At 67.5% G+C, this 23,704-nt stretch carries 23 protein-coding genes; 11 read left to right on the top strand and 12 right to left on the bottom strand.

Translation table 11 applies throughout. From position 1 onward, the window contains the following. The first annotated feature begins 315 nt into the window (after window positions 1–315). Genes SPF06_RS05015 through SPF06_RS05000 form a run of 4 tightly spaced genes read left to right on the top strand, consistent with a single transcriptional unit; the run spans window position 316 to window position 5,441 of the window. Window positions 316–1,155, top strand: a complete 840-nt coding sequence (locus SPF06_RS05015; protein ID WP_323277866.1) for an LpxL/LpxP family acyltransferase — start codon at window positions 316–318, stop codon at window positions 1,153–1,155. Continuing rightward, on the top strand, window positions 1,152–1,916 hold the full coding sequence (locus SPF06_RS05010; protein ID WP_323277865.1) for an ABC transporter ATP-binding protein: 765 nt from the start codon (window positions 1,152–1,154) through the stop codon (window positions 1,914–1,916). The genes SPF06_RS05015 and SPF06_RS05010 overlap by 4 nt, the downstream gene beginning before the upstream one ends. A 34-nt stretch (window positions 1,917–1,950) precedes the next feature. Continuing rightward, the gene (locus SPF06_RS05005) at window positions 1,951–4,341 is read left to right on the top strand and encodes an ABC transporter permease (protein ID WP_323277864.1); all 2,391 of its coding nucleotides are present in this window, start codon (window positions 1,951–1,953) and stop codon (window positions 4,339–4,341) included. Then, complete coding sequence (locus SPF06_RS05000) at window positions 4,338–5,441, top strand: HesA/MoeB/ThiF family protein (protein WP_323277863.1); 1,104 nt, start codon at window positions 4,338–4,340, stop codon at window positions 5,439–5,441. Before SPF06_RS05005 ends, SPF06_RS05000 begins: the two co-directional genes overlap by 4 nt. A gap of 3 nt (window positions 5,442–5,444) precedes the next feature. On the opposite strand, the gene SPF06_RS04995 is transcribed toward SPF06_RS05000, so the two are convergent. From SPF06_RS04995 to SPF06_RS04970, 6 genes are all read right to left on the bottom strand, one after another. Further along, window positions 5,445–6,002 (bottom strand): dihydrofolate reductase family protein, encoded by a 558-nt coding sequence (locus tag SPF06_RS04995; protein ID WP_323277862.1) that lies wholly within the window; start codon window positions 6,000–6,002, stop codon window positions 5,445–5,447. A 15-nt stretch (window positions 6,003–6,017) separates the two neighbouring features. Continuing rightward, window positions 6,018–6,668: an SDR family oxidoreductase gene (locus SPF06_RS04990; protein WP_323277861.1), complete on the bottom strand. Its 651-nt coding sequence runs from the start codon at window positions 6,666–6,668 to the stop codon at window positions 6,018–6,020. A 221-nt stretch (window positions 6,669–6,889) separates the two neighbouring features. Then, window positions 6,890–8,950, bottom strand: a complete 2,061-nt coding sequence (locus SPF06_RS04985; RefSeq protein WP_323277860.1) for a phosphocholine-specific phospholipase C — start codon at window positions 8,948–8,950, stop codon at window positions 6,890–6,892. A 79-nt stretch (window positions 8,951–9,029) separates the two neighbouring features. Beyond that, a complete protein-coding gene (locus SPF06_RS04980) occupies window positions 9,030–9,506 on the bottom strand; it encodes a GbsR/MarR family transcriptional regulator (RefSeq protein WP_323277859.1) in 477 nt (158 codons plus the stop codon). After that, the gene (locus SPF06_RS04975) at window positions 9,506–11,128 is read right to left on the bottom strand and encodes an ABC transporter permease (protein ID WP_323277858.1); all 1,623 of its coding nucleotides are present in this window, start codon (window positions 11,126–11,128) and stop codon (window positions 9,506–9,508) included. Before SPF06_RS04975 ends, SPF06_RS04980 begins: the two co-directional genes overlap by 1 nt. Window position 11,129: 1 nt before the next feature. Further along, a complete protein-coding gene (locus SPF06_RS04970) occupies window positions 11,130–12,116 on the bottom strand; it encodes an ABC transporter ATP-binding protein (protein ID WP_323277857.1) in 987 nt (328 codons plus the stop codon). 190 nt (window positions 12,117–12,306) lie between these two features. On the opposite strand from SPF06_RS04970, the gene SPF06_RS04965 reads away from it, so the two are divergent. Continuing rightward, window positions 12,307–13,836 (top strand): NCS1 family nucleobase:cation symporter-1, encoded by a 1,530-nt coding sequence (locus tag SPF06_RS04965; RefSeq protein WP_323277856.1) that lies wholly within the window; start codon window positions 12,307–12,309, stop codon window positions 13,834–13,836. A gap of 126 nt (window positions 13,837–13,962) precedes the next feature. On the opposite strand, the gene SPF06_RS04960 is transcribed toward SPF06_RS04965, so the two are convergent. Further along, complete coding sequence (locus SPF06_RS04960) at window positions 13,963–14,295, bottom strand: TfoX/Sxy family protein (RefSeq protein WP_323277855.1); 333 nt, start codon at window positions 14,293–14,295, stop codon at window positions 13,963–13,965. 110 nt (window positions 14,296–14,405) lie between these two features. Here SPF06_RS04960 and SPF06_RS04955 point away from each other — a divergent pair, with 110 nt between their 5' ends. Both SPF06_RS04955 and SPF06_RS04950 read left to right on the top strand, forming a co-directional pair. Further along, window positions 14,406–14,807 carry a hypothetical protein gene (locus tag SPF06_RS04955; protein ID WP_323277854.1) on the top strand — a complete coding sequence of 134 codons (402 nt, stop codon included), beginning with the start codon at window positions 14,406–14,408 and terminating at the stop codon, window positions 14,805–14,807. After that, window positions 14,808–14,966 (top strand): hypothetical protein, encoded by a 159-nt coding sequence (locus SPF06_RS04950; RefSeq protein WP_323277853.1) that lies wholly within the window; start codon window positions 14,808–14,810, stop codon window positions 14,964–14,966. Window position 14,967: 1 nt separating this feature from the next. Here SPF06_RS04950 and SPF06_RS04945 read toward each other — a convergent pair whose 3' ends face one another. The 3 genes from SPF06_RS04945 to SPF06_RS04935 all read right to left on the bottom strand — a co-directional run bounded on the left by SPF06_RS04945 (window position 14,968) and on the right by SPF06_RS04935 (window position 17,624). Next, a complete protein-coding gene (locus SPF06_RS04945) occupies window positions 14,968–16,260 on the bottom strand; it encodes an RNA polymerase sigma factor (protein WP_323277852.1) in 1,293 nt (430 codons plus the stop codon). Further along, window positions 16,257–16,580, bottom strand: coding sequence for a YciI family protein (locus SPF06_RS04940; RefSeq protein ID WP_323278015.1), 324 nt, complete (start codon window positions 16,578–16,580; stop codon window positions 16,257–16,259). The genes SPF06_RS04945 and SPF06_RS04940 overlap by 4 nt, the downstream gene beginning before the upstream one ends. Window positions 16,581–16,703: 123 nt before the next feature. Beyond that, complete coding sequence (locus SPF06_RS04935) at window positions 16,704–17,624, bottom strand: DMT family transporter (RefSeq protein ID WP_323277851.1); 921 nt, start codon at window positions 17,622–17,624, stop codon at window positions 16,704–16,706. Between the two features lie 100 nt (window positions 17,625–17,724). Here SPF06_RS04935 and SPF06_RS04930 point away from each other — a divergent pair, with 100 nt between their 5' ends. The 3 genes from SPF06_RS04930 (at window position 17,725) to SPF06_RS04920 (ending at window position 20,453) form a co-directional block, all read left to right on the top strand. Beyond that, window positions 17,725–18,048, top strand: coding sequence for an ArsR/SmtB family transcription factor (locus tag SPF06_RS04930; protein WP_323277850.1), 324 nt, complete (start codon window positions 17,725–17,727; stop codon window positions 18,046–18,048). Window positions 18,049–18,318: 270 nt separating this feature from the next. Further along, on the top strand, window positions 18,319–19,518 hold the full coding sequence (locus SPF06_RS04925; protein WP_323277849.1) for an NAD(P)/FAD-dependent oxidoreductase: 1,200 nt from the start codon (window positions 18,319–18,321) through the stop codon (window positions 19,516–19,518). An 11-nt stretch (window positions 19,519–19,529) separates the two neighbouring features. Then, the gene (locus tag SPF06_RS04920; RefSeq protein ID WP_323277848.1) at window positions 19,530–20,453 is read left to right on the top strand and encodes an RNA polymerase sigma-70 factor; all 924 of its coding nucleotides are present in this window, start codon (window positions 19,530–19,532) and stop codon (window positions 20,451–20,453) included. Between the two features lie 5 nt (window positions 20,454–20,458). Here the strand turns inward: SPF06_RS04920 and SPF06_RS04915 are convergent, their stop codons facing one another. Both SPF06_RS04915 and SPF06_RS04910 read right to left on the bottom strand, forming a co-directional pair. Then, on the bottom strand, window positions 20,459–21,007 hold the full coding sequence (locus SPF06_RS04915) for a carboxypeptidase-like regulatory domain-containing protein (RefSeq protein WP_323277847.1): 549 nt from the start codon (window positions 21,005–21,007) through the stop codon (window positions 20,459–20,461). 60 nt (window positions 21,008–21,067) lie between these two features. Then, on the bottom strand, window positions 21,068–22,162 hold the full coding sequence (locus SPF06_RS04910; RefSeq protein ID WP_323277846.1) for a LacI family DNA-binding transcriptional regulator: 1,095 nt from the start codon (window positions 22,160–22,162) through the stop codon (window positions 21,068–21,070). A gap of 195 nt (window positions 22,163–22,357) precedes the next feature. Here SPF06_RS04910 and SPF06_RS04905 point away from each other — a divergent pair, with 195 nt between their 5' ends. Further along, window positions 22,358–23,665 (top strand): ABC transporter substrate-binding protein, encoded by a 1,308-nt coding sequence (locus tag SPF06_RS04905; RefSeq protein WP_323277845.1) that lies wholly within the window; start codon window positions 22,358–22,360, stop codon window positions 23,663–23,665. The last annotated feature ends 39 nt before the right edge of the window (window positions 23,666–23,704 follow it).

Here is a 23,704-nt window from a genome sequence, read left to right as displayed (position 1 = left end):
AAGATCTGCCTAACATTTGCCTAGGTTTGCTAGATGATTCGTAGATCGATAGTCTACGAACGGACATGGTGGGGGGTGATGTCGATGGTGTTGATCAGTGAGCAGCAGCTTGAAGCTGGCGCGACCTTGCGCTGCGAAGGCGGGTGCATGTGCACGTAGTCCGACCCCCCGGGGCGGGCGGCTTGCCCGCCCCGGGATCTTCCACGAGCAGAGAGATCAATGGCACTTCCGCTCTTCAACTTCTTCGAACTTCCATCACATCCGGCACTGTTTCGAGCTCTTCAGGCCCTTGGGCCCAATAGGGCGTGGGCGGTCATGGCCGAACTCGCCGGGTGCGATCGGCCTATCTACAACGCGAGCGCCGGCGCGGACAGTCGGAGTGCGCTCGGCGCTCGAGCACTGCGTGCCATGGCGGCAGCGCCCGGGTTGGCCCGCGAGGACATCTCGCGTGAGGCCGAACGCTTTGCCGACTACGGCTACACCATGCAGTTCGACATGTACTTCCTCTCGCTCTGGATTGAATCGGGGGTCCTTGCCGAGGTCGTGACGTTTGTCGGGGAGGAACAGCTCGACCTCGCGACGCGCGCTGGACGGGGCGCGCTTGTCCTGCCCCTCCACATCGGGCCGTCTTACTCGGCACCATTTCTCGTGGCGCGCACGCACCCGACGACGTTCGTGTACAACCGAGCGAACATCAGCGAACTCCAGCAGATCGCGTTTCCGACGCTCGACGTCGAAGGGTTTCCGTTGGACTCTGGCGACACTTTCCGCCGAGCTATGAGAGCTCTGTCGCAGGGCCGCGCGTTCTCGATGTTTCCCGAATACGACCCGCGCGGATCGGTGGCGCGCCATCTCGCGACCGCCCAGTTCTTCGGTGCTGAGATCGACGCGCCCCTCGGCCCGGCAATCCTGAGTCGCATGGCCCGGTGCCCGATCGTCCCCCTGACGGTGGAACGGGGGCGCCGCGGCGGAAGCTACACGGTGACGTACCACGACGTCATTGCTCCGCCCACAGACGAAGAAGGATGCGCCACAACCACTCAGCGGCTGTGGAAGCTCATCGAATCCGAGCTTCTCAGAGTTGGTTTCGGGGACTGGGAGATCTGGTTCGATTTCGAACGCATGCTCCGCTCCGCAGCACGGAGCGAGCGGTGACTGCGCTCATTGAGGCCGTCGGCGTCGAGCGTATGTACGGCGAGAAGACGCCCTATCCGGTTCATGCCCTCCGCGGCGTCGACCTGAGTATCGCGGAGGGCGAAACGGTGGCGATTCTCGGCCCGTCCGGTTCGGGCAAGTCCACGCTCCTCCATCTGCTGGGTGCCCTCGACGTGCCGACGGCGGGGGACGTCCTCGTCGGCGGCGTCGAGATTGGCCGACTCAGCGACCGCGAGCGGTCCCTCTTCCGCCTGACCCAATGCGGATTCGTGTTCCAGGCCTTTCATCTCGTGCCGAGCATGACGGTCTCGGAGAATATCGCGCTTGCCGCGATGATCGGGGGGCTACGGCGCAGGCAGTGGAAAGATCGCGTGGACGAACTCCTCGAAATGCTCGGCCTGACTGGCGTTGGCTCGCGGCTCCCGCAGGAACTTTCCGGTGGGCAGAGGCAGCGGGTGGCGGTGGCCCGTGCCGTGTTCCGGAAACCCCCGGTGGTTTTTGCCGATGAGCCGACCGGCAACTTGGACAGCGCCAGTGGCGCGGGCGTGTTGGCCGCGCTCCGCAGCGGCATCCGCGGCATCGAAGGTGGGTGCCTCGTGATGGTGACGCACGACGTCGACGTTGCCTCGACAGCCGACCGCGCTGTCCTCATCAATGACGGCAGGGCGGCGGGGGAATGGAAGTTCGCGAACACCGGCAATGCCTCGTCCGCGGGAAGGGGTGGGCAGCTTCGTGCATGGATGGCTTCGCTCGATTCGTGAATATCGGCCCCTGATTCCGGCAGCAGTAGGTCTCATGGCCGGGGTTGCCGTCATGGTGGCTACCTTCGCCGGCATCGGCGTCGTCGAACGGTCGATGAAGGACGGCGTCGCATCGCTTGGGGGCTTCGGTCAACTAGGCGTCGTACCTGATCAGAACGGCGGATTTCTCACCAAGGAGGAGGTCCGATCCATTTCAGGTCTGCCGGGGGTCGGCCTGGCGATTCCGACAGCCAGCGCGAGAACCGTCATTCGCCTGGCGGGTTCGGAACGCGAGGCGAGCGTCATGGTCACGGGGTATCCGACGGAGTTCAATGACCGGGTTTCGTCGACTATCGCCGAGGGCCGGCTTCCGCGCGATGGCGTGCCAGAGGTCCTCCTCCCGCGGGATATCGCGCTCGATCTGAAGGCAGATGTGGGTGACGATGTCGAGTTTGCCGGAAGCGGTGGCCCGGTCCGAATGACCGTCGTCGGAATCGCCGACCCCAAAAGGCTCGGCGTTCTCGCCTATAAGAATGTCTTTTCGGGGATGTCGGTCGTTCAGGAGCTTTTTGGTTTGGGCGGCAAGTACACCCGGATTGACCTCCTGCTCCAGCGATCCACCGAAGAGTGGACGGAGGCAAACCGCCATGCGTTGCCCTCGTCGACGAAGCTGCAGGATACGAGAACGGTGACGAGTGCGCTCGATCCGATCCTGGCAACTCTCCGGGTGCTCCTCACGGGGCTGGCCGTAATCATGCTTGCCCTGGGCAGCCTCCTCGGGACCATCGCGTATACGGAGGTCATGGAGCGAAGGCAAACGGTCTACGGGACGCTTCGGTCGGTGGGAGCGACGCGCGGCTGGATCGCACGAAGAGTGCTCGTCGAAGCGTTCTCCCTGTCAGTGTTGGCGGCCCTGGCCGGCGTCGGTCTCGGGGCCGTGGGCGCATTTGCCCTCTACGGTGTCCTCAATTCTCTGGCTGGGTCGGATCCCGTCCCCGCGTGGCCGGAACCAATACACCTGCTGATCGCTGCAGGATTGGGCATCGCGGCGGGTCTTCTCGGGGCCGTCCGGGCCGTTGTGAAGGTTGGGTTGCTGCCCCCGATTCTGCTTGCACAGCAAGAGGCCGGCGCGCCGAATCGGCGTGGAATTGCGCCATGGGTTGGGGCGGGATTCATGCTCCTTGCCGGGGCGAGCCTGATCTACCCGGCACAGCTTGCCCCAGTTGTCGGGCTCGGGGCCACCCTGATCGCAGCAGGATGCCTTGCCTCAGGGGCGCTGCCCGCGATCGCGCGTCTCGGGACCCGTCGATGGACCCGTGCAGTGAGTGCGCTGCACTTGAGACGTCGGGGAAACACGCGCGCCGTCGCAAGCATCAGCGGCGTGGTGGTGGCCGTCGTCGTTTCACTGTTCGCCGGTGCCGCGGCTGTCACGGAGACAGCCACGAGCCAGATAGGCCGTCAATTCGGGGCGGATGTCCAAGTATCGGCAATGACCGGCATGACGTCGTCGGACGTCAGGTCCATGCTGGCGGGTCTGACCGGCGTGCGGTCCGTCGCCGTGCTTCGAACCGGGCAGCTCTCGCTCGCCACGGATTCCTTCCAATGCGAATGCAACGTGCTGGCCGTCGAGCCATCGGTGTATTTCGACAGTTCGCAGCTCCTGTGGCGCGACGGCAACGACACCGACTCTCCGCGACGCCTCGCCGAGGGCGGGGCCATCGCGCTCCCCGCCGGTGTGGCCCAACAAGCGGGGGTTCGATCTGGGGACCATGTGGAAGTGCACCGCGGCGAAAAGCGACTCGGGCTCACAGTGGCCGGAACCTTCACATCCCTCGTGACAGGCAACCAGGTCGTGGTGGCCTCGACGGACGCCGCGCAATTGGGAATCACTGCGGCGACTGGGTGGAATATCGCCGCGGACAACATCGATGCCGCGGTTCTGCGAGAGCGAGTTGCCACGGCCCTCAAGGCCTATCCGGGGATATCAGTCGTCTCGGCATCGATGATGAAAGAACGTGCCGTGTCGCAGCTGCTCGGCTATACGGCCTCCGTTTTCGTCGTCGCCCTTGTCCTCGCAGTCTTCGCGGGCGTTGCGGCGTCTGCCGCATTTGCTGCGAATGCCCGACGGCGGCGGACCGAGATCGCCGTCCTCCGGGCGGTGGGAGCTCCTCCGCGGAGCCCGGCGGCGTTGGTCCTTGCCGACGCACTGAACGTCGGCGGAGCTGCCGCGCTCGCGGGCTCGTCGGCCGGCGTCGTCGGTGGATTCTTCGTCACGCGCCTCGTTGGGAGCTCGCTCGGGGTGTTGCTCGAGTGGAGGCCACCCGTCCTCGCGGCGATTCTCGTCGCCTCCGCGACCGTGCCGGCGCTCGCGCTCGCCGCAATGACCGCGGTGGCCCGGGTCCGACGCATTGAGCCGATTGACGCCCTTCGCAGGGAGGCACGATGACTGCTCGCCCCTGGAGGCCGAGGTTCCGAGACGGAGTCCTGATCTTCAGCGGCCCCTCGCGCTTGCGCTTCGTCAACTTGGGCGATCTTGTCGTCAAAGAGTTCTCCGTCGAGCCGTGGGTGACCCAGCTCGTGCCGCTCCTTGACGGGTCCCGAGGCCTTGCTCAGATCGAGAGCGAGCTCTCCGGAAGCGGCTCCGGGACAGAAGTCTCGCCAGAGAATGTCGCGGCACTCGTGGGACAGCTCGAACGCGAAGGCCTTCTTGCGCATCGCGGCGCGCTTGTCGGTCCCGTCGAATGGTCTCCTTGCGCTCGCCAACTCCAGTTCTTCGATGAACTGATTTCACGCGAGCCTGGCATCGGCAACTCTGCCGCAGAACTGCAGGAACGGCTCGAAAGGGCACACGTCCTCGTGGTCGGCGTGGGCGGCGTCGGGACCCACGTTCTCGAGAGCCTGGCCAGAGCAGGCGTGGGGAGCATCGAATTGTTCGACGATGACACCGTCGACGTGACCAATCTCCATCGGCAGGTCTTGTTCGGCCCCGAAGATCTCGGCCGTCCCAAGGTCATCGCCGCTCAGGAACGGATCGGAGAACTCAACCCGAGCGGCACGGTTCACGCCCGCTGCGAGCGGTTCACGACTTCCTCAGTTCTTCGATCGCGCGAGCTCGACCTCGTGATCAACTGCGCCGACGAACCAGACGTTCTCGTGCAGTCCGATCGCGTGGCCAGTTGGGCACAAGAACGGTCCGTTCCGCATATTGTCGGCGGCGCATACGGCGCGAACCTCGGAGTCGTCGGGCTCACAGTCCTCCCAGGGAAGACCGTCTGCTGGGCCTGCGCGAGGGCCGATGCGGCCGATATTTCGCCCGGACGAGGTCTCGTCCGGCTCAAGGGTCGCAGCGGAACCACTGGGACAGTTGGACCGATCACGGCGATGGTTGCAGACGTTATGGGGTGGGACGCGCTGCGCGTTCTTCTGGGCGCCCGTCCTGTCCTGGCGAACGCCGTCCGTGAACTTGATCTCCACACCCTCGAATGGAGGGTTCGGGGCATCGCGCCGCAGGCAGCGTGCCCGGACTGCGCACCTCTTCGAGGCTGACGCTCAGTTGCGCACGCGATAGTGCAGATGGGCGAAGCCGCTTGTGAAGCGCTGCGTTCCCACGAGCTCGAAGTTCACGCGGAACTCCGGCAGCGCGGCCGTGCCGCCGCCCACGGAGACGGGCGCAGGGAAGAGATGCACCTCGTCGACGAGGCCTGCGGCGAAGGCCGCCGCCGCGAGCCCCGCGCCGCCGATCCCGAGATCCGCCGTCGTGCTCGCTTTGAGGGTCCGCACGGCGTCCGCGTCGAATCGCCGCTCAAGGCGAGTGCGCGCGGTGTCGACTTCCCCGAGCGTGCCCGAGTAGACGATCTTCTCGGCCGCGCGCCAGAGCTTCGAGAAATCGACGACGGGCGCCGAGCCGCCCTCCGCGAACGACGGGTCCTCCCACACCTTCATGACCTCGAACATGCGCCGTCCGTAGAGGAACGTCCCGGCCGGGCGGATGACGTCGTTGACGAAGGCGTGCAGTTCGTCGTCGGGCACGGCCCAGCCGAACTCCGCGGCCCGATCGGCGATGTAGCCGTCCACGGAGGTGATCGCGGTGTAGATGAGCTTCCCCATGTCCTTCTCCTGGTGTCAGAGCGACGCGAGCGCTTCGGCGATGGGCGTGTGCCCCTGGTTGAAGCCGACGAATTTCCCGATGGTTCCGGGAGTTTCGAGGACTGCGGCCACGACCGCGGCCACGTCCGCGCGGCTCACGCGGGACGAGTTCGCATGGTCGGCGAGGTCGATCCGGCCGGTGCCGGGATCGAGGGTGAGGGCGCTCGGCGCGACGATCGTCCAGTCGAGATCGGTGTGGCGCAGGTGGTCGTCGGCCGCAGCCTTGGCCTCGGCATATGGGAAGAACGAATGCTCGGGCGGAACGCCGTGGTCGGCCCGCGCGCCCAGGTACGAGACCATGACGTACCGCTTCACCCCGGCCTGCTCGGCAGCGTCCATTGAGCGGATCGCGGCATCGCGGTCGACGGCGTACGTTCGCGCCGGGTTGCCGCCGCCCGCCCCTGCGGACCAGACGACGGCGTTGTGCCCGGCCAGCAGCTCGGCGATCCCCGCTGTGTCGAGGGTCTCGACGTCCGCGACGACGGGGTGTGCGCCGGCAGCCGCGACGGCCGTCGTGTGGTCCCGATTGCGGATGATGGCGGTGACGGCGTCCCCCCGGGCCGCGAGCAGGGGTTCGAGGAGGAGGGCCACCTTGCCGTGCCCTCCGATGACGGCGATGCGTGCCATGTGCCCTCCCGCGGGTCGGTTCCGTCGGCCACGAGCCACGCTACCGAGCGTTCCGGTCCACTTCTAGGGCCGCGTGACCCGTGTCCGCCCGGACACGCCGCGCTCCCGACCGGTTGGGAATCACCAACCGGCCAGGAGCGCGGCGGCGGGCGCGGTCAGGAGCCGACAGCGGCCGACGGCGGGCGGCAGCAGGGCCGCCGCCCGAGCCGGCCGGCGGTGGTTCAGCGGCCGAGCTGCGGATCGCTCGTGAGCGGCCGGCCGTCCTCGAGGCGGCCCGCGAGGACGCGCACGAGCTTCGGATCCGCCGCAGAGGTGACCGTGAGGTCGTACCAGCCGCCCTGCGTCGGGATGACGATCGTCTTCGCCTGGCGCGGGTTGAGAGCGAGCGCCTGCGAACCGGCGCCGTACGAGTCGACGAGCTTGAGCGACACTGCCGAGGAGCCCGCATTCTCGATCCGGAACTGCGCGTGGCCCGCCACGCCGTCGCGCGCCACGGAGACCTGGAGGTCGGCGGCCGCCGTCGTCCCGGCGAGACGGCGAAACCAGCCTGCGGGGCCGTGCATCTGCACGTCGTACTCGGTGCCGAGATCCCACGAAGCAGATAGCGAAGCCCCCGCGCCGATCGTGTACGAGTACGGCCCCGCCGGCAGGAGATTCGAGCGGACCTGGACGTGGGCGCCAAGCGACCCACTGTTGGCCCAGCGCGCGGTGAGCTTGCCGCCGTCGAGCTTTGCGTCGACGTCGAGCGCGTAGCCGAGCGGGCGCGAGGGCCGCGTGCCCTTCTCCTGCGTCGGCATCGCGTTGATGGCCGGAGGGGTCGGGATGTAGCTCGGGCGGCGGTCCTGGTCCGCGGGCTTGTACTGGGAAGTGCTCGGCAGCGCGGGGACGGCGCCGCCCGCGGCCGAGAAGTCGAACGCGCTCGTGAGGTCGCCGCTGACGGCGCGGCGCCAGTCCGAGATATTCGGCGACTTCGCGCCGAAGCGCTGCTCGACGAACCGCACGATCGACGTGTGGTCGAACGTCTCCGAGCAGACCCACCCGCCCATGCTCCACGGCGAGGCGACGATCATCGGCACGCGCATGCCGAGGCCGAAGTGGCCGGGGATGTCCTTCTTGCCGGAGAACGTCATGCGGCCGTCGTAGTATTCGCCGGCCGTCGAGACGGTCGAGGCGCCCGGGATCTGCGGCGTGTTCGGGTGCGGCGGGACGACGTGGTCGAAGAAGCCGTCGTTCTCGTCGTACATGATGAACAGAGCCGTCTTGCTCCACACGTCCGGGTTGGACGTGAGGATGTCGAGGATGTTCGCCGTGTACCAGGCGCCGAAGTTCGGGGGCCAGTTGGAGTGCTCGGTGTACGCCTCGGGCGCGACGATGTATGAGACCTGCGGGAGCTTCCCCGCGGCCACGTCCTCGCGGAAGATGCGGAAGATGTCGTCTCCGGCCTTCGCATCCGTGCCCGTGATCGCCTTCTCGTAGAGCGGGCTGCCCGGCTGCGCGTTCTGGTACTGCGTGAGGTAGAGCAGCGCGTTGTCGCCGTAGTTGCCGATGAACGCGTTGCCGGTCCAGCCCCAGTAGCCCGCGGCGGTGAGGCCGTCGCCGACGTCCTGGTAGACCTTCCAGCTCACGCCGGCCTTCTCGAGTTCCTCGGGGTACGAGCTCCACGAGTAGCCGACCTCGGCGTTCCAGAGGTCCGGGCCGCCGGCCTTGTAGTCGTTGCCGTCCCAGCCCGTGAACATGTAGTACCGGTTCGGGTCGGTGGGGCCGAGCACCGAGCAGTGGTACTGGTCGCACACCGTGAAAGCGTCGGCGAGGGCGAAGTGGAACGGGATGTCGTTGCGCTCGTAGAACGCCATCGTGGCCTCGGACTTCGCGGGGAGCCACTTGTCGAACTTGCCGTTGTCGAACGCCTCGTGGGTGAGCCGCCACGAGTGGTCGAGGTCCTCCATGAACTGCATGCCGAGGTTGGGCGCTTCCGGGTGGTACGGGAGGACGTCGCGAGTGCCGTTGTTCTGGTGCCACACGTCCTTGCCGCTCGGGAGGACGGCCGGGTGCGGGTCGCCGAACCCGCGGACGCCCTTGAGCGTGCCGAAGTAGTGGTCGAACGGGCGGTTCTCCTGCATCAAGATGATGACGTGCTCGACGTCCTTGATGGAGCCGGTCGCACGGTTCGCCGGGATCGACGCGGCGCGCGCAATGCTCGCGCCGAGCATCTCGGAGATCGCGGTGCTCGCAGCAGCGGCTGCCGAGAGCTGGAGGAAACGACGGCGGTTCAAGCCTGACATGGGCGGTACTCCCTTGTGGGTTCCAGTGCGGCTGTCCCCCGCGTGGAGCCTGCCACCCGCAGGTGACGGGAGGGTTGCGTCAGGTTGAAGCTTCGACCCTCGCGTGCTCCCATTCGTCGAGGAGGCTCGGCATCTTGGAGACGAGGAAGCGGTAGAACCCGGCCATCTCCTCGACGCGCTCGCGGGCAGCCGATCCTTCCTCGAGGCTTTCGGCCGTCGCGTCCGCGAGGTCGGCGAGGCGTTCGTACACGGGGTTCTGCCGGAGGGACGCGACGTACCACGCGTTGTCGGGGAGGGCGTAGCGATCGCGCCGGCTGCCCGGCTGGGAGACGCGGTGCACGAAGCCGATCGTCTGGAGGTACCGCACTGCGCCCGAGACGGCGGCCGGGCTCGCGGTGAGGATTCCGCCGAGCTCGGCCGCCGTGAGGGAGCCCTCGTCCGAGACGACCAGCGCCATGAGCGCGCGCGCGGGCATCTTGGGGAAGCCTGCGGCGGCCAGGACCGCCGCGGAGGCTTCCGCGCCGTCGGGCATCCGGGGAGCGGGCGTGTTGTCCATCAGGCTGACCCTATCTCCCGCCGTCGCACGGCTGCGAGCGAAACTGCCACGAGGACCGCGGAGATCCCGAGCATCCAGAACCCGCCGCTCCAGTCGGCCCCTGATGAACCGGGGACCGGGGCATGCGTGAACGGGGAGAGGTCGCGGACGCTTTGATCGAGGCCGATCATCCCGCCGTAGATGCCGACCATCACGCCGACCGTGAGCAGGCCCCAACCGAGTGGTGCCGTGCCCCGAGGCCACACGACGAACACGAGTCCTGGCAGCGCGAGGTAGATGAGGGCGGCTGGCACTTGGCCCGCGGCCGTCTGCCACACATCGCCGACCGCTCGCGAGGTATCACCGGAGGCAACGAGGGAGGCCCAAGCGCCGAGAGCGGCGAAACCCATGACGAGCACCACCGCGGACGTGCCGACAATGAGGAAGCCCGCGAACCATCGCGCCCGGCCCAAAGGCTGCGCCAGAACCCAGGCGGCTGTGCCCGCGGACTCCTCCTGCCGCAGCCGGATGACGGCCTGAAGCGCACATGCCGCGGCGAGGACGCCGCCGAAGGAGAACAGCGCCGAGATGAGAAGCTGCGTCATCGACGTGCCCTGGGCTTGGATCATCGCGCGGAGCGCATTGGTGATCGAGGGATTGTCCGAGACGGACTGCTGGATCGCCGCGCCGAGCGCACCGGCGAGCAGCCCGGTGGCGAGCCCGCCAATGCACCAGCCGATCACGGCGCCCTGCTGGAGCCTCATCGCGAGCGAGATGGGTCCGCGCAGGCTGCGCCGAGCGTCGGGACGGCTGGCACGCCCCGCGAGGACGCTCGCCCCGACGTCGCGCTGGGTCATGAGGAGGACGACGGCGGCGACGCACCCAGCGCCCAGAGCGAGCGGGAGCAGGAGGGGCCACCAGCGATCGCCCGTGAACGCGAAGGTCTGCTGGCCCCAGCCGATGGGGGAGAGCCAGCTGGGCCACGCGGCAGTCATGGTCATGCCGTCCGCGCCCACACGCCCGGTCGAGTCGCCGAAGCCCCGCAGGATGTACGCCGTCATGACAACCGCCGAAGCCGTGCCGTTGGCCCCCCGCGACGTGCTCATGAACTCGGCGCTCAGCAGCCCGACGCCGAGGAACGCGATGCCCACCGCGCCCGCCGCGGCCCCGGCCACGAGAGACCCAGCAGCCGGTAGGCCGCCTGCCACGAGTCCTCCCGTGATGGCAGCGGCGATGAGCACATTAGCGAGGAGGCCGTGCACGATCGTCGCGAGGAGCGGAGCCCACCGCCCTGCGGGCGTCGCGGAGATGAGCTCGGCGCGGCCGGATTCCTCCTCGGCCCGAGTGTGCCTCACGGCGAGGAACGTGCTCATGAACGCGGCCAGGAGCGCGAGGAAGGCAAAGAGCGCGAAGAACGTGAAGGCGCCCTCGCCAGGCCCGCGGGCGAGACCGCGGAGCATGAGGATCGCGGGCGTCGCGGTCGCGAGCCGCAGCACCTCGGCGCGCGAAGCCTCGTCGCCGTAGGTCTTGGCGATCGTGCTCACGGAAAGGAGTGCGAGAAGGCCGATCGCGAGCACCCAGATGACGAGCTGCCAGCGGTCGCGGCGCAGCCGCTGCCGGTAGAGGATCCAGAGCGTGCCCATGTCAGGCTCCCGTCCTGGCAGCGGCGCGGTGCCGCCTGTGGTGAGCGGCGCCGTCGTCGTTGCCTGCCGCGGCTGGCGCGGTGACCGTATCGCCGTAGTGCCGGAGGAAGAGCTCCTCGAGGGACGGCGGGGCCACGAGGAGGCCTTTGACGCCGAGGCTCCCGAGGAGGGGAAGCACCTCGTGGACGCGGTCGGAGTCGGCGCCGAACTTCACGCGGCCGTCGGCGACCGTGAGGTCGTGGACCTGGCCGAGGGCGGCGAGCGCGCGGGTGTCCACACTGTCCTGCGAGAAGGAGATCTCGGTGCGGGTGAGGTGACGGAGGGAGTCGAGCGTTCCGCCGTCGACGATCTTCCCCGCGCGGATGATGCTCACGCGGTCTGCGAGCCGCTCGACCTCAGAGAGGATATGGCTCGAGAGCAGCACAGTCGCGCCGTTCTCGCGGGCGAGGCGCCGGACTTCGCGCGTAAAGACGGCTTCCATGAGGGGGTCGAGGCCGCTTGTCGGTTCGTCGAGGAGGTAAAGCTCGGCGTCCGTGACGAGGGCGGCGATGAGTGCGACCTTCTGCCGATTGCCCTTCGAATACGCGCGGCCCTTCTTGGAGGGGTCGAAGTCGAAGCGCTCGCACAGGTCGTGTTTGCGCGCCTTGTATGGGGTGTGGGCGGTGTCGGCGCTGCGGAGGCGCGAGAGAAGGTCGATCGCCTCGCCGCCCGTGAGGTTGGGCCAGATGCTCACGTCGCCCGGGACGCTTGCGATGCGCCGATGGAGTTCGACGGCGTTGTTCCACGGGTGCAGTCCGAGGACCGTCGCCGAGCCCGACGACGCACGGGCCAGGCCGAGCAGGATGCGGAGCGTCGTGGACTTCCCGGCGCCGTTTGGCCCGAGGAAGCCGTGGATCTCGCCCGCGTGCACTTCGAGGTCGAGGCCGTCGAGGGCCTTGACCGGGCCGAAGTTCTTGTGGAGGTCGACAGTCTGGATGACGGTGTCCATGGCTACGAGGATACGCAGCTTTCATAAGATTGTGAATATTCGAAAGACTCTCGTGCGGAGGCATCGTGTTGGCTAGGCGTCGCGGGGGTCTTGACGGTGACGCGGGTCACAGGCACAATCATTCGGGATCCCAAAATGGGATCCCAAAGTTGCGCAACGTCCTCTGAAGTCACACACATAAGGAGTCACCGTGCGCGGTGAAGCTGCGTCCCTCAAAGAGCTCGATCCATCCGGGCGCCTCTACAACGAAGACCTCGCGCCCGCCGCCGAGAGGAAATGGAAGGCCTACAACTTCTTCGCGGTGTGGATGTCCTCGATCCACAACATCGGCACCTACACTTTCGTGGCGGGCCTCTTCACGCTCGGCCTCAACGGCTGGCAGGTCCTCGCCTCGATCCTCATCGGCACTGGCATCCTGTTCGTCGGCATGAACTGGGCCGGGAAGATGGGCCAGGCTACGGGCGTCCCGTTCCCCGTCATGGCCCGGATCAGCTTCGGCATCTGGGGTGCAAACATCCCCGCACTCATCCGTGCCGTCATCGCGATCTGCTGGTACGGCATCCAGACCTACCTAGCGAGCATGGCCGTCGTCGTCCTCCTGCTCCGCATCGATCCCGACCTCAAGCGCTTCGAAGAACAGTCCTTCCTCGGCCTCTCGTATCTGGGCTGGGCTTGCTTCATCCTCCTGTGGGTGCTCCAACTCCTCGTCATCACGCGTGGCATGGAGGCCGTCCGGAGATTCCAGGACTGGGCCGGGCCCATCATCTGGGTCGTGATGCTTGCGATGGCCGTGTGGCTCTTCGCCGCCGCGGGCTGGAACATTCCCATGGACCTTTCCATCCACCCGCTCGCAGGCGGCGACGCCTTCCGCGGCGTCCTCACCGGCGCATTCCTCCTCGTCGCAACCTACGCGACGATGCTCCTCAACTATTGCGACTTCACACGCTTCGCCAAGTCAAAGCGAGATGTGGTGCGCGGCAACTTCTGGGGCATCCCCGTGAACTTCGCGGCCTTCGCGGCGATCAGCATCACGATGACGATCGGCACAGTCGTCGTGTTCGGAGACGCCATCACCGACCCCGCGCTTATCATCGCGAAGGTTCCGGACACCACCGTCCTCATCATCGGTGCCCTCATGTTCATCGTCGCGACGATTGGCGTGAACGTCGTGCTGAACTTCGTCTCGCCGGCGTTCGACCTCGCCAACGTGTGGCCGAAGCGCATCACGTTCAAGCGCGGCGGCCTCATCAGCGCCGTCCTCGCCCTGCTCGTCATGCCGTGGAATCTCTACTCAAACCCCGTCGTCGTCAACTATTTCCTCGGCGGCCTCGGCGCGTTTCTCGGCCCGCTGTTCGGCATCATGGCTGCCGACTACTTCCTCATTCGCAAGGGCATCGTGAACATCCGCGAGCTCTACCGCTCGGATGAGCGCGGCGAGTACTACTACCGGCGCGGCATCAATCCCCGCGCGCTCGCGGTCTTTGTTCCGACCGCCGCCGTGTCTGCGGTCCTCGCCCTTGTGCCGGCGTTCGCCGCCGCCGCGCCCTTCTCGTGGCCGATCAGCGTGGTCGCCTCCGCGTTCGCGTACTACTTCGTCGCACGAACGACGACGGCCCGGGCGACGGCGGGACGAACGACGGCGGGACGGGCGACGGTGGGCGGCTCGACGCGGGCTGCAGGAGACCCGGATGAGCTCGCGGGGGAGCTGTCCTTGGACTGACGTTTCCGGCGACTGAGGCGAGAGGCAGGCCGAGTGACCTCGCAGAAATGTCACGCTCTATTCGGATGAACGAGCGTGACATTTCTGCAAGAGGTCTGCCGGTCCGTCGGCCCGCGACCGCTGGCGCTACTTGGGCGGGAGCGAGCTCGCGTAGTCGATGCCGACCCGCACCCAGCGCTCGAGGTCCGCGTCGGTGTCGATCGCGTCGTCGGCCACGCGGAGCCAGCCATCCATGGCCTTGCCGCGCATGACGGCGCGCTCGACGCCGGGGTTGGAGCACAGCTCGTCGCTCGCCTCGGGCTCGGCACGGAGGAGCATGCCGCCGTGCCCGCTCGCGCTCACGGCCATGTTGCCGCCGATGAGGAATGCGAGACCGCCGAACATCTTCTTCTCGGCGAAATCGGCTTTGCCAATCAGCACGCCGCGGATCCGGTCGGCGAGGAGTTCGTCGTATGCCACGGGCTCATCCTCGCAGCGGCCGGGCCCGGCGGCAATGGCTTCGCGATGGCACCGTCGCGACGGGGCGCGACCGGGGGCGGGACAAACGCGTATGTCTATGAGGGGGAGTCATGAATTGGGTCGATATTGTGCAGGGCATCGGAAGCCTTGCGACGGCGATTGCGCTGTTCTACGTGGCTCGGTCGACCGCGCATGCGAAGAAGGCTGCCGAGGCTGCGGATCCGATCTGCGACGTCGGCGTCGTCCGCCCGCGCGGCGTGACGCAGAACGGGACGAACATCGACGCGATCAGCCTGACGCTCAAGGTGCTTCCGCCGGGGATCTATTTCCTTGATCCGAAGGACAAAGGCGACGACATGCTGACCGGCGTTTCGCCCGGCGGACTCAGGCCGATATTCCGCAACATCGACTACTGCGCTGAGCTGACGTTCCGCGACGGCTCGTCGGCCCTTTGGTGCCGCTCGCGAATCGGCCAGCTCGCCGCTGTTGACGGCGGTGGGGCCGTTGCCTGAGTGGCAGGTTCTCGCGATGACGACGGGGATCCGTCGCCCTTGGGCCCGAATTATGGGCTCATGGTGCTCGCGGCGGTTCCGAGCGCGATCATGCTCCTGGTGGAGATCGCCACGGCCGTGCTTGCACTCACGGATCGGCGACTTTCGCCTACCTCGTAACTCACGGACGACGGCGGCTCCGCGCGATGCGGCGTGCGCCGGCGAAGAAATAGCCGCCGTTCTGCCCGAGCTGGTCGCGCTGGCGTGTGAGGTAGGCGGTCTCGCCCGTATTCCCTGCGAGCTCGATGGCCTTGTCATACGCCGCGCGCGACTCCCCGCTGCGACCCAGCCGACGCAGCAGCTCGGCCCGAGTGGCGTGGTAGGCGCGATAGCCGCCAAGAGACTCCTCAAGCCGGTCGACGGCGGCCAACGCCATTTCCGGCCCGTCGAGTTCGGCCACTGCGACGGCCCGGTTGAGGGCGACGACCGGCGAGGGGCCGAGGCGGACAAGTTGGTCGTAGAGGGCGACGATCTGCGACCAGTCGGTGTCTCGGGCCTCGCGCGCGGAGGTGTGCACGGCGTTGATCGCGGCGAGGATCTGGTAGCGGCCGGGAGGCGTCCCGGTAGCCAATCGCTCGCGCACGAGCCGGTGTCCCTCGGCGATCAGCGCAGCGTCCCACGCCCCGCGGTCCTGTTCGTCGAGGGGGACCAGTTCGCCGCCCGCCGCAACACGGGCGGCGCGGCGCGCTTCGATGAGGAGCATGAGGGCCAGCAGCCCTGCCACCTCGCCGTCGTCTGGCATGAGGGCGCGGAGCAGGCGGGTGAGCCGGATCGCCTCGGCGGTGAGGGCGGGACGTAATGGGCCGGTATCGGGTCCGGTCGCCAGATATCCCTCGTTGAACACAAGGAAGAGGACGGCGAGCACCCCGGAGACCCGAGCCTGGAGATCCTCGGCGGACGGCACGCGGTACGGAATGCGAGCCGCTTTGATCTTGGCCTTCGCGCGGGTGATGCGCCGCCCCATCGCGCTCTCCTGAACCAGGAACGCGTGGGCGATCTCGGGCACCGTCAGGCCCGCAACCATGCGCAGCGTGAGCGCCATGCGCGCTTCCATCCCCAACGCCGGGTGGCAGCACGTGAAGATCAGCCGGAGCCGGTCGTCGTCGACCGCGCCGCGAGGCTCGGACTTGTCGTCGTCGTACAGCATCCGGGCCTCCTCGTGCTTGTCGTCGCGTTTGTGCTCGCGCCGGATCCTGTCGATGGCCTTCCGGTTCGCGGTGGTGGTGAGCCACGCGCCCGGGTTGGGCGGCACGCCGTCGTCCGGCCAGCGCTCGACGGCGACGGCGAACGCCTCCGCCGCCGCCTCCTCGGCGATGTCGAGGTCGCCGAAACGCCTCGTCAGCGAGGCGACCACCCGAGCCCACTCCTCGTGGTAGGCCCGGGCGATCGCCTCCCGCGCGTCGTCCGTAGTCACAGGAACGGCCGCACCTCGACCTTCCGATTGCAGGCCTTCGACCCTTCGGTGGCGAGCTTGAGCGCGACGTCGAGGTCGGGCGCCTCCATGATCCAGAAGCCGATGATGTACTCCTTCGTCTCGACGAAGGGCCCATCAGTCACGACGGGTGCCTCACTCCGGTTGTCGATGACGGTCGCCGTGTCGGGGCCCCCGAGGCCGCCCGCGAAGACCCAGTAGCCCTCGTCGATAAGGCGTTGGTTGAACACGTCGATGGCTGCCTGCTCCTCGTCGGTGGCGAGTTCGGTGCTGTCGGTGATCACGGAAACCAGGTACTGCATCTTCATCAACTCCTTCGGCTGGGGACGCCCCGTGCGGGCGGCCGCTCACCCATGCAACGAACGCCTCCCGCCCAATCCGACACCGACGCGTGAAATCGTTCAAGACTTTTTTCGGCCGAGGGGTCAGTCGGCGGCGGTCGCGACAAGGGCCCGCGTCGCCGCCCGGCGCCCGCCGAGGTTGGCGAGCACAAGGGCCCCGATGACGACGGCGATGCCCGCCAGTTCTACGGGCGTGGGCTGATATCCGCCCGCGATCCGCATCGCGAGGGCGACGACCGGAACCAGGATGATGAACAGCGCGGTATTGGCCGCGCCGAGCAGCTTGACGCCGTGATTCCACGCGAGGACCGCGGCGACAGCGCCGAACAGGACGATGAACGCGATCTCCCACCACGCTGCACCGAGATCGGCGAGCGAGGGGAGTCGCTGCCAGCCGAAGGCATCCGCGACCGCCGTCGCGGCGAGGATGGTGACGGTGCCAAGGGGCGCGGTCAGCGCGGTGAAGCGCAGCGCGGACCACGAGGGGAAGCTCGCCGCGGACGTCGTGTAGACCACCCAGCAGATGACGCCGAGGAAGGTCAGCACATCGCCGAGGCCACCCGAGAGCCTCGTGACGTCTCCCTTCGTGACGACGAGGAACACGCCGATCAATGCTGCGACGGACGCACTCAACATCACGGGCGAGGGTCGGCCGCCGCCCCGTGCCCACCGCACGAGGACGGTCACGAGCGGCATCGTCGGCACGATCACCGCGACATCCTGGGGCGGAGACCAGATGAGTGCCAGATACGCCAAGAGATTGAATCCGGCAAAGCCGAGCGAGCCGAGGGAGAAGAGTCTCCAGCCGCGTCCCTCGAGCGAAAAGGCTCGCCGTCCTTCGGCGAGGGCAAGCATGATCACGAAGATCAGGCTCGCAACCCCGTAGCGGATCGCTGTGATGTTGAACGCGTCGACGTGGGGCATCGCGATCGCCGCGATCGGGAACATCGCACCCCAGGAGAGGACCGCGATCAACGGAAAGATCGGAGCGGGAACAGTTCGCATTCGGCACCTTCCCGTGGCTCGCGAGCCACGTTTCATGTTCGATAGGTGTCGAACATACCCGTATTGTTCGATGAGTGTCAAACAGTTCTATACTGGGCCCGTGACCACTCAAGCGAGCGAGCTCGCGCAGCCCGGGGCCGAGGATCTGACCCTCGCCGACGTCATGCATGCCCTCGGCGATCGTGCCCGCCTCGAGATCGTCCAGTCCTTGCACGCCGACGGCGAACGGCAGTGCGGCAGCTTCGACCTCGGGGTCTCCAAGGCGACACGCTCGCACCACTTCAAGGTGCTCCGTGAATCGGGGATCACGAATACTCGGATCGACGGGACCGCGCGCTTCGTCTCACTCAGGGAGGGCGACCTCGAAGCGCGATTCCCAGGGCTTCTGCCGGCGATCCTCAACGCGGCGACGGCCGACGCCTAGGCCAAGAACCGCTGGCAGCTCCAGCGGAAGGCGTCAATCGCCGTCGTGCCTCAGACCGCATACTGCGGGCGCCCGGCGGGCCGGAAGGACTGGATCGTCACTCCATCCGCCGTGCTTGAATCCGTTCGTGGGGTCATCCGACTGTCGTGATCCGACACCCTCCCCGAAATTCTTTGACCAATCTGTCGACCGATGTGTCACAACCGTCGATGGCCCGGTGTCTTGTGGTCGGAATCCGCACTGGGCGGGACCTGAACCCGAGGAGACACCGTGACTGAGAGCATCAACGTCGTCGTGATCGGCGGCGGGTATTCCGGCGTGATGGCGGCGAACCGCCTCACGCAGCGTGCCGATGTGGCCGTGACCCTGATCAATCCGCGCGCGGACTTCGTCGAGAGGGTCCGCCTTCATCAGCTGGTCGGGCACACGCACGACGCCGTCCGAGACTTCCGCGACGTCCTCGCCGAACGCGTCCGGCTGGTTGTCGACGCGGCGACCAGGATCGACGCGGCGGGGCGCGCCGTCGAGCTGGCGTCGGGCGGGGCCGTCGCCTACGACTACCTCGTCTACGCCGTCGGAAGCGAGAGCGCCTCCGCGGGCGTGCCCGGGGCGGCCGAGTTCGCCCACACCACGGCGAGTCTCGAGGGCGCGCGCGAGCTGCGCGCCGTCGTCGACCGCACTCCGGCCGCGGCGCCGATCACGGTGGTGGGCGGAGGCCCGCTCGGCATCGAAACCGCGGCGGAACTCGCCGAGCGCGGCCGCGCCGTCACGCTCGTATGCGGCGGCCAGCTCGGCCCCTACCTGCATCCGAGCGGCCGGCGCTCGGTGGCCGCGGGCCTGGCCACGCTGGGCGTGAGGGTCCTCGATGGGCCGGGCACGAAGGTCGCCGAGGTGACCCACGAGTCCGTGCGGCTTGTCGACGGACGCGAGCTCGCGAGCACCGTGACGATCTGGACCGCGGGCTTCGCGGCTTCCGATCTCGCCGCCCGAAGCGGGCTGAGCGTCGACGCCGTCGGCCGCCTCCTGGCTGACGAGACCCTGACGAGCATCGACGATGAGCGGATCGTGGGCACGGGCGATGCCGTCTCGCCGTCGGGCATGCCCCTGAGGATGAGCTGCCAAGCCGCGCTGCCGCTTGGATCGCACGCCGCGGACACCGTCCTGAGCCGAATCGCGGGGGATCGCCCCGCGGAGTTCACCCGGGGGATCGCCGCGATGTGCGTGAGCCTCGGACGCGGGGCCGGTGTCTTCCAAGTGGCACGTTTCGACGACACTGCGATCAGGCTCCACGTGCCGGGTCGCCTGGGTGCGGTCCTCAAGGAGGCCGCGTGCACGAGCCCCATCGACCAGCTCGCCAAGGAATCGCGCAAGCCGGGCTCGCATTCGTGGATCGTCAGGGATTCCCGGCGCGTCGGGCGCGTTGCTGCCCAGCGCGCGGCGGGACTGGTGATCGCGCGGGAGGAAGGCTAGGTTGGGCGGCGATGGCTACCGATCAGGGAGGCACCCCGGCGAAGCGCTCCGCGATGGACCTCGCGACAGAGGCGTTCGTCGCCCACCGGAACCTTCTCTTCACCGTCGCCTACGAGATGCTCGGCTCGGCGGCTGACGCCGAGGACGTCCTGCAGGAGACCTGGCTTCGCTGGGTCGGCGTCGACCTGGGCCAGGTGGTCGACGCGCGGGCCTACCTCGTCCGGATCACCACCCGCCAGGCGCTCAACCGCCTGCGCACGCTCACGCGCCGCAGGGAAAACTACGTGGGCCCGTGGCTTCCGGAGCCGATGCTCACCTCCGCGGACGTGGCCGACGACGTCGAGCTCGCCGAGAGCCTCTCGATGGCCCTCATGGTGGTCCTCGAGACGCTGTCGCCCACTGAGCGGGCCGTGTTCGTGCTGCGCGAGGTGTTTGACGCCGGCTACGACGACATCGCCGCGGCCGTCGACAAGAGCCAGGCGGCCGTCCGCCAGATCGCCCATCGCGCCCGCGCCCACGTGGAAGCCCGCCGGCCCCGCCAAACAGTGTCGGCCCGCGAGACGAGGGCTGCCCTCGAATCGATGCAGCACGCCTTCGAGACCGGCGACCTTCGGAAGCTCTTCGACGTGCTCGCCCCCGACGTCGTCTACATGGGCGACGGCGGCGGGCTCCGGCAGGCGGCGCGGCGGACTATCGTGGGGGCGGACAAGCTCGTGCGCATGCTCATCGGCGGCCTCGCCAAGACCAAGGCGACCGTCACGACCGAGCCCACCACGATCAACGGCAGCCCGGCGCTCGTCTTCCGCCTCGACGGCGAGCTCGACGGCATCCTCGCCGTCCGCGTCGAGCAGGGCAAGGTCACGGGGGTCTACTACGTGCGCAACCCGGAGAAGCTGACCCGGGTGGAGTCGGAGACGGTTCTGGCGCGGCGGTGAGAAGCTCAGCGGATGCCCGTGTCGCACGAGATGTCTGCGCGCACGGGAGCGCTGGGTTGCACCGTCACGTGGGTGTCGGGGCAGCGCGGCCACCCGTTCGACGTGACGACGACGAGAAGATAGGTCCCGGGGGAGAGGCTGAGGGCGTAGCGGCCAAAGGAATCGCTGCGCGTTGACCCTGCGGTGCCGCCGCTAGCATCGCGGGCGTCGACCTCGGCCGCGACTGAGCGAGGCGGGCATGGCTGGTCTGGTCGTTCGACCGGGCAGGTCGGCCCGGCGGTGATGTAGCCGAAGGCGCCAGCGCCCGACGGCGGTACGAGCGGCGGTGTGCTCGTCGCCGTGGGGAGCGGTGCCGTCGTGCTTGATGGCCGCGGGGCGGGCGAGGTGGAGCCGGGACGGATCGTTCCCGCGCTCACTGTCGCCGACGTCGCTGTCGCGCTGCCGCCCCCCGACGTCCCGCTGCCGCCGGCGCCGCCCGGAGAGCCGTCGCCGCACGCCGCGAGGAGCATCGCGGCGGCAACGATCGCGGTGCCGAGCATCAAACCCGGTCTCATGGCCTCATGGTTCCACCGCGCGAAGGTGGCGTCGAGAACGCAATTGCTACGCCTTGGCCGTCACGGTATACGGGCGCCAGCGCGGTGAGTTGCGGCGCTGGCGGACCGCGGCGATCGGGGGACGGAGGCCGTGGACCGCCTGACCACGAGGGTGGTCGACAAGTCGACCCGAGGTGGAGCTGAACCCGATTCCGGCCGTCCCTGCCAGGCGCGGGACCGGAACAGCAGGCCGACCGCCTCCGCACCCATCTCTGCAATCGGCTGGCGCACCGTCGTCAAAGGTGGGTTCGCCCACTCCGCCTCCGGCACGTCGTCAAAACCGACGACGCTCAGGTCGACCGGAATGCTGAGGCCGACCTCGCTGGCGGCATCGAGGACGCCGAGGGCCATGACATCCGAGCAGGCGAAGACCGCCGTGGGGCGGGTCTCGGCGGACAACAGGACCGCCGCCCGCTTTGCCGCCTGCTCTCTGCTCCAATCGGCGTAAGCGACCTCGCAGTCTTCGACGCCGGCGTCGCGCAGCGCCGAGCGAAACCCGTCAATGCGTGCTGTGTTGTACATGTGGTCCCGTCCGCCGCTGACGATGCCGAACCGGCGATGGCCGAGAGCAAGCAGGTGCTCGGCGGCGGAGCGCCCGCCCTCCCAGTTGGCGACTCCAACGCTTGGGACGGCGGCGGCAGGCCTACTCATCGGCGTGACGAGCACAACAGGGATTCGTGCGGCTGAGAGCACAGCGAGCTGCACGCTGGTGGGGTCGACGAGAACGATGACCGCTCCTTGCGAAGGGCGGCGGAGAAGCCGTGACACCCACTCCCCGTCATCCCGGGCGATGGTGATGACCACGTCGACGTTGGCTGCTGTCGCGGCCTGCTCGACCCCCACAAGCACGCGATTGGCCCAGCTTCCGTCAACGTGATTTACGACGAGGTGAATGAGGTCCGGAGCTTCGGAAACGGACAGCTTTGCACTCGAGCGCGAACCCGCTTTTGCGTAGCCGACCTCGCGAACGGCACTCATGACCCGCTCCCGAGTAGCAGGTGACACATCCGTCCCACCTCGGAGCACCTTCGAGACTGTTGGCACGCTCGTGCCGGCGACCGACGCCACGTCCGACAGGGTCGGCCGCTTGGCGGGATGGTGCTCAAGAGGTGGCATAGAAGCGAGCATACTCCAGATTCGATTGCGAAACTTTTCGGTCCCACAAATGCCTTGTGCCCGGGATATTTCTTTGCAAAAATCGGCAAGTCGACCGTTTGTCGACACAGAGTTTGCGCAAATTTTGGAGCTTCCGATGACAGCTCCATGCGCTCAGCGACGATCACCGGCGACGCCGCCGGGAATGGAGGAACGATGCCCAGCCTCGATCACAGGGCGATGGTCTCCCGCCGAGCACTGCTCGCCGGCACAGGAGGAATCGCGGCACTGGCGGCTCTGGCGGCATGTGCGCCGGCAGGTGGAGCCCCTACGGGGCCGATCAAATTCTGGAACATGCCGTGGGGCAACACCGAGTTCTCTCCCCTCGACAAGGAGATCACCCTCGGGTATTCGCCGTCAGGCGGGTTGCCCTCGGCCTCTTACCAGGCCGTGCAGTGGGCGAACTTCACGACCACATTTGCTTCGGCGGTCGCCTCGAACACCGGACCGGCCGTCAGTAGCGGGAGCGGTACCCAGGCGTTCCAATTCGCTCAACAGAACCACATCGCCTTTGCCGATGATCTGCTGGAGTCGTGGAAGTCTTCTGGCCTCTACGATGACTTCCTCCCCGGGGTGCTTGACACGATGAAGACTTCCCGAGGTCATGTGGCGGTACCGTACAACCTCGACATGCGGGCGTTGTGGTACCGGAAGTCACTGCTTGAGAAGGCCGGGGTGGAGCCGCCCACAGACTGGCAGTCCCACCTCGACGTGTGCGAGGCGCTGAAGAAGGCCGGCATGTTCGGATTCGGCATCGCCGCCGGGGCACAGAGCAACGGATCCCAAGTGATCGTCGGACTGATGATCAACAACGGAGGCGGGCTGTTCGACGAGAACCAGAAGCCCAATTGCGTCACTCCAGAAAACCTCCAGGCCCTCGACTATGTCGTGGAGATGGTCCGCAAGGGGTACATGGATCCGGGCAGCGTCAGCTACTCGACAACCAACGCCCAGACTCAATGGAAGAACGACAGGTTCGCGATGGGTTTTGAAGGCCCTGGGCTGCCGCAGCTGCTCGGAGGAACCGTCGCCAATGACATGGCGATCGGCGACCCGCTGGTCAGCGCCAAGGGCTCCAAGGGCGCGCTGTACTTCCCGAACAACATCATGATGTACAAGAACACGCCCAGTCAGCGCGGCTCTGAGGCATTCCTGACCTACTACTACAAGAACATGAGTCCACTGTGGACCCGCAAGACGGGTGCCGGGCTTCCCGTGCTCCGATCGATCGCTTCAACCCCGGAATTCAAGTCGGATCCCAACGCCGTGAAGATGGTCGAGGTCTGGCAGCCGATCTGCAAGACCTTGGCTGCCCCGGGAGGGAACGCCCTCTTCGCCAACGTCTCGCTCGCGGACAGCACCCCGGCGATGTCGACGTTCGCTCAGAGCCTGCTCTCCCTCAAAGCCACTCCGACCGAAGCCCTCACGACCCTGCAGTCCGCGCTCGTCTCGGCGATGAAATGAGGATGACCATCCCACCGCACCGAGCCCGCCTATGCCGTC

The organism is Sinomonas terricola (assembly GCF_034931225.1).
In the GTDB taxonomy this organism is placed as follows: Bacteria; Actinomycetota; Actinomycetes; order Actinomycetales; family Micrococcaceae; genus Sinomonas; species Sinomonas terricola.
This window is presented reverse-complemented; position numbering and strand designations above follow the sequence as displayed.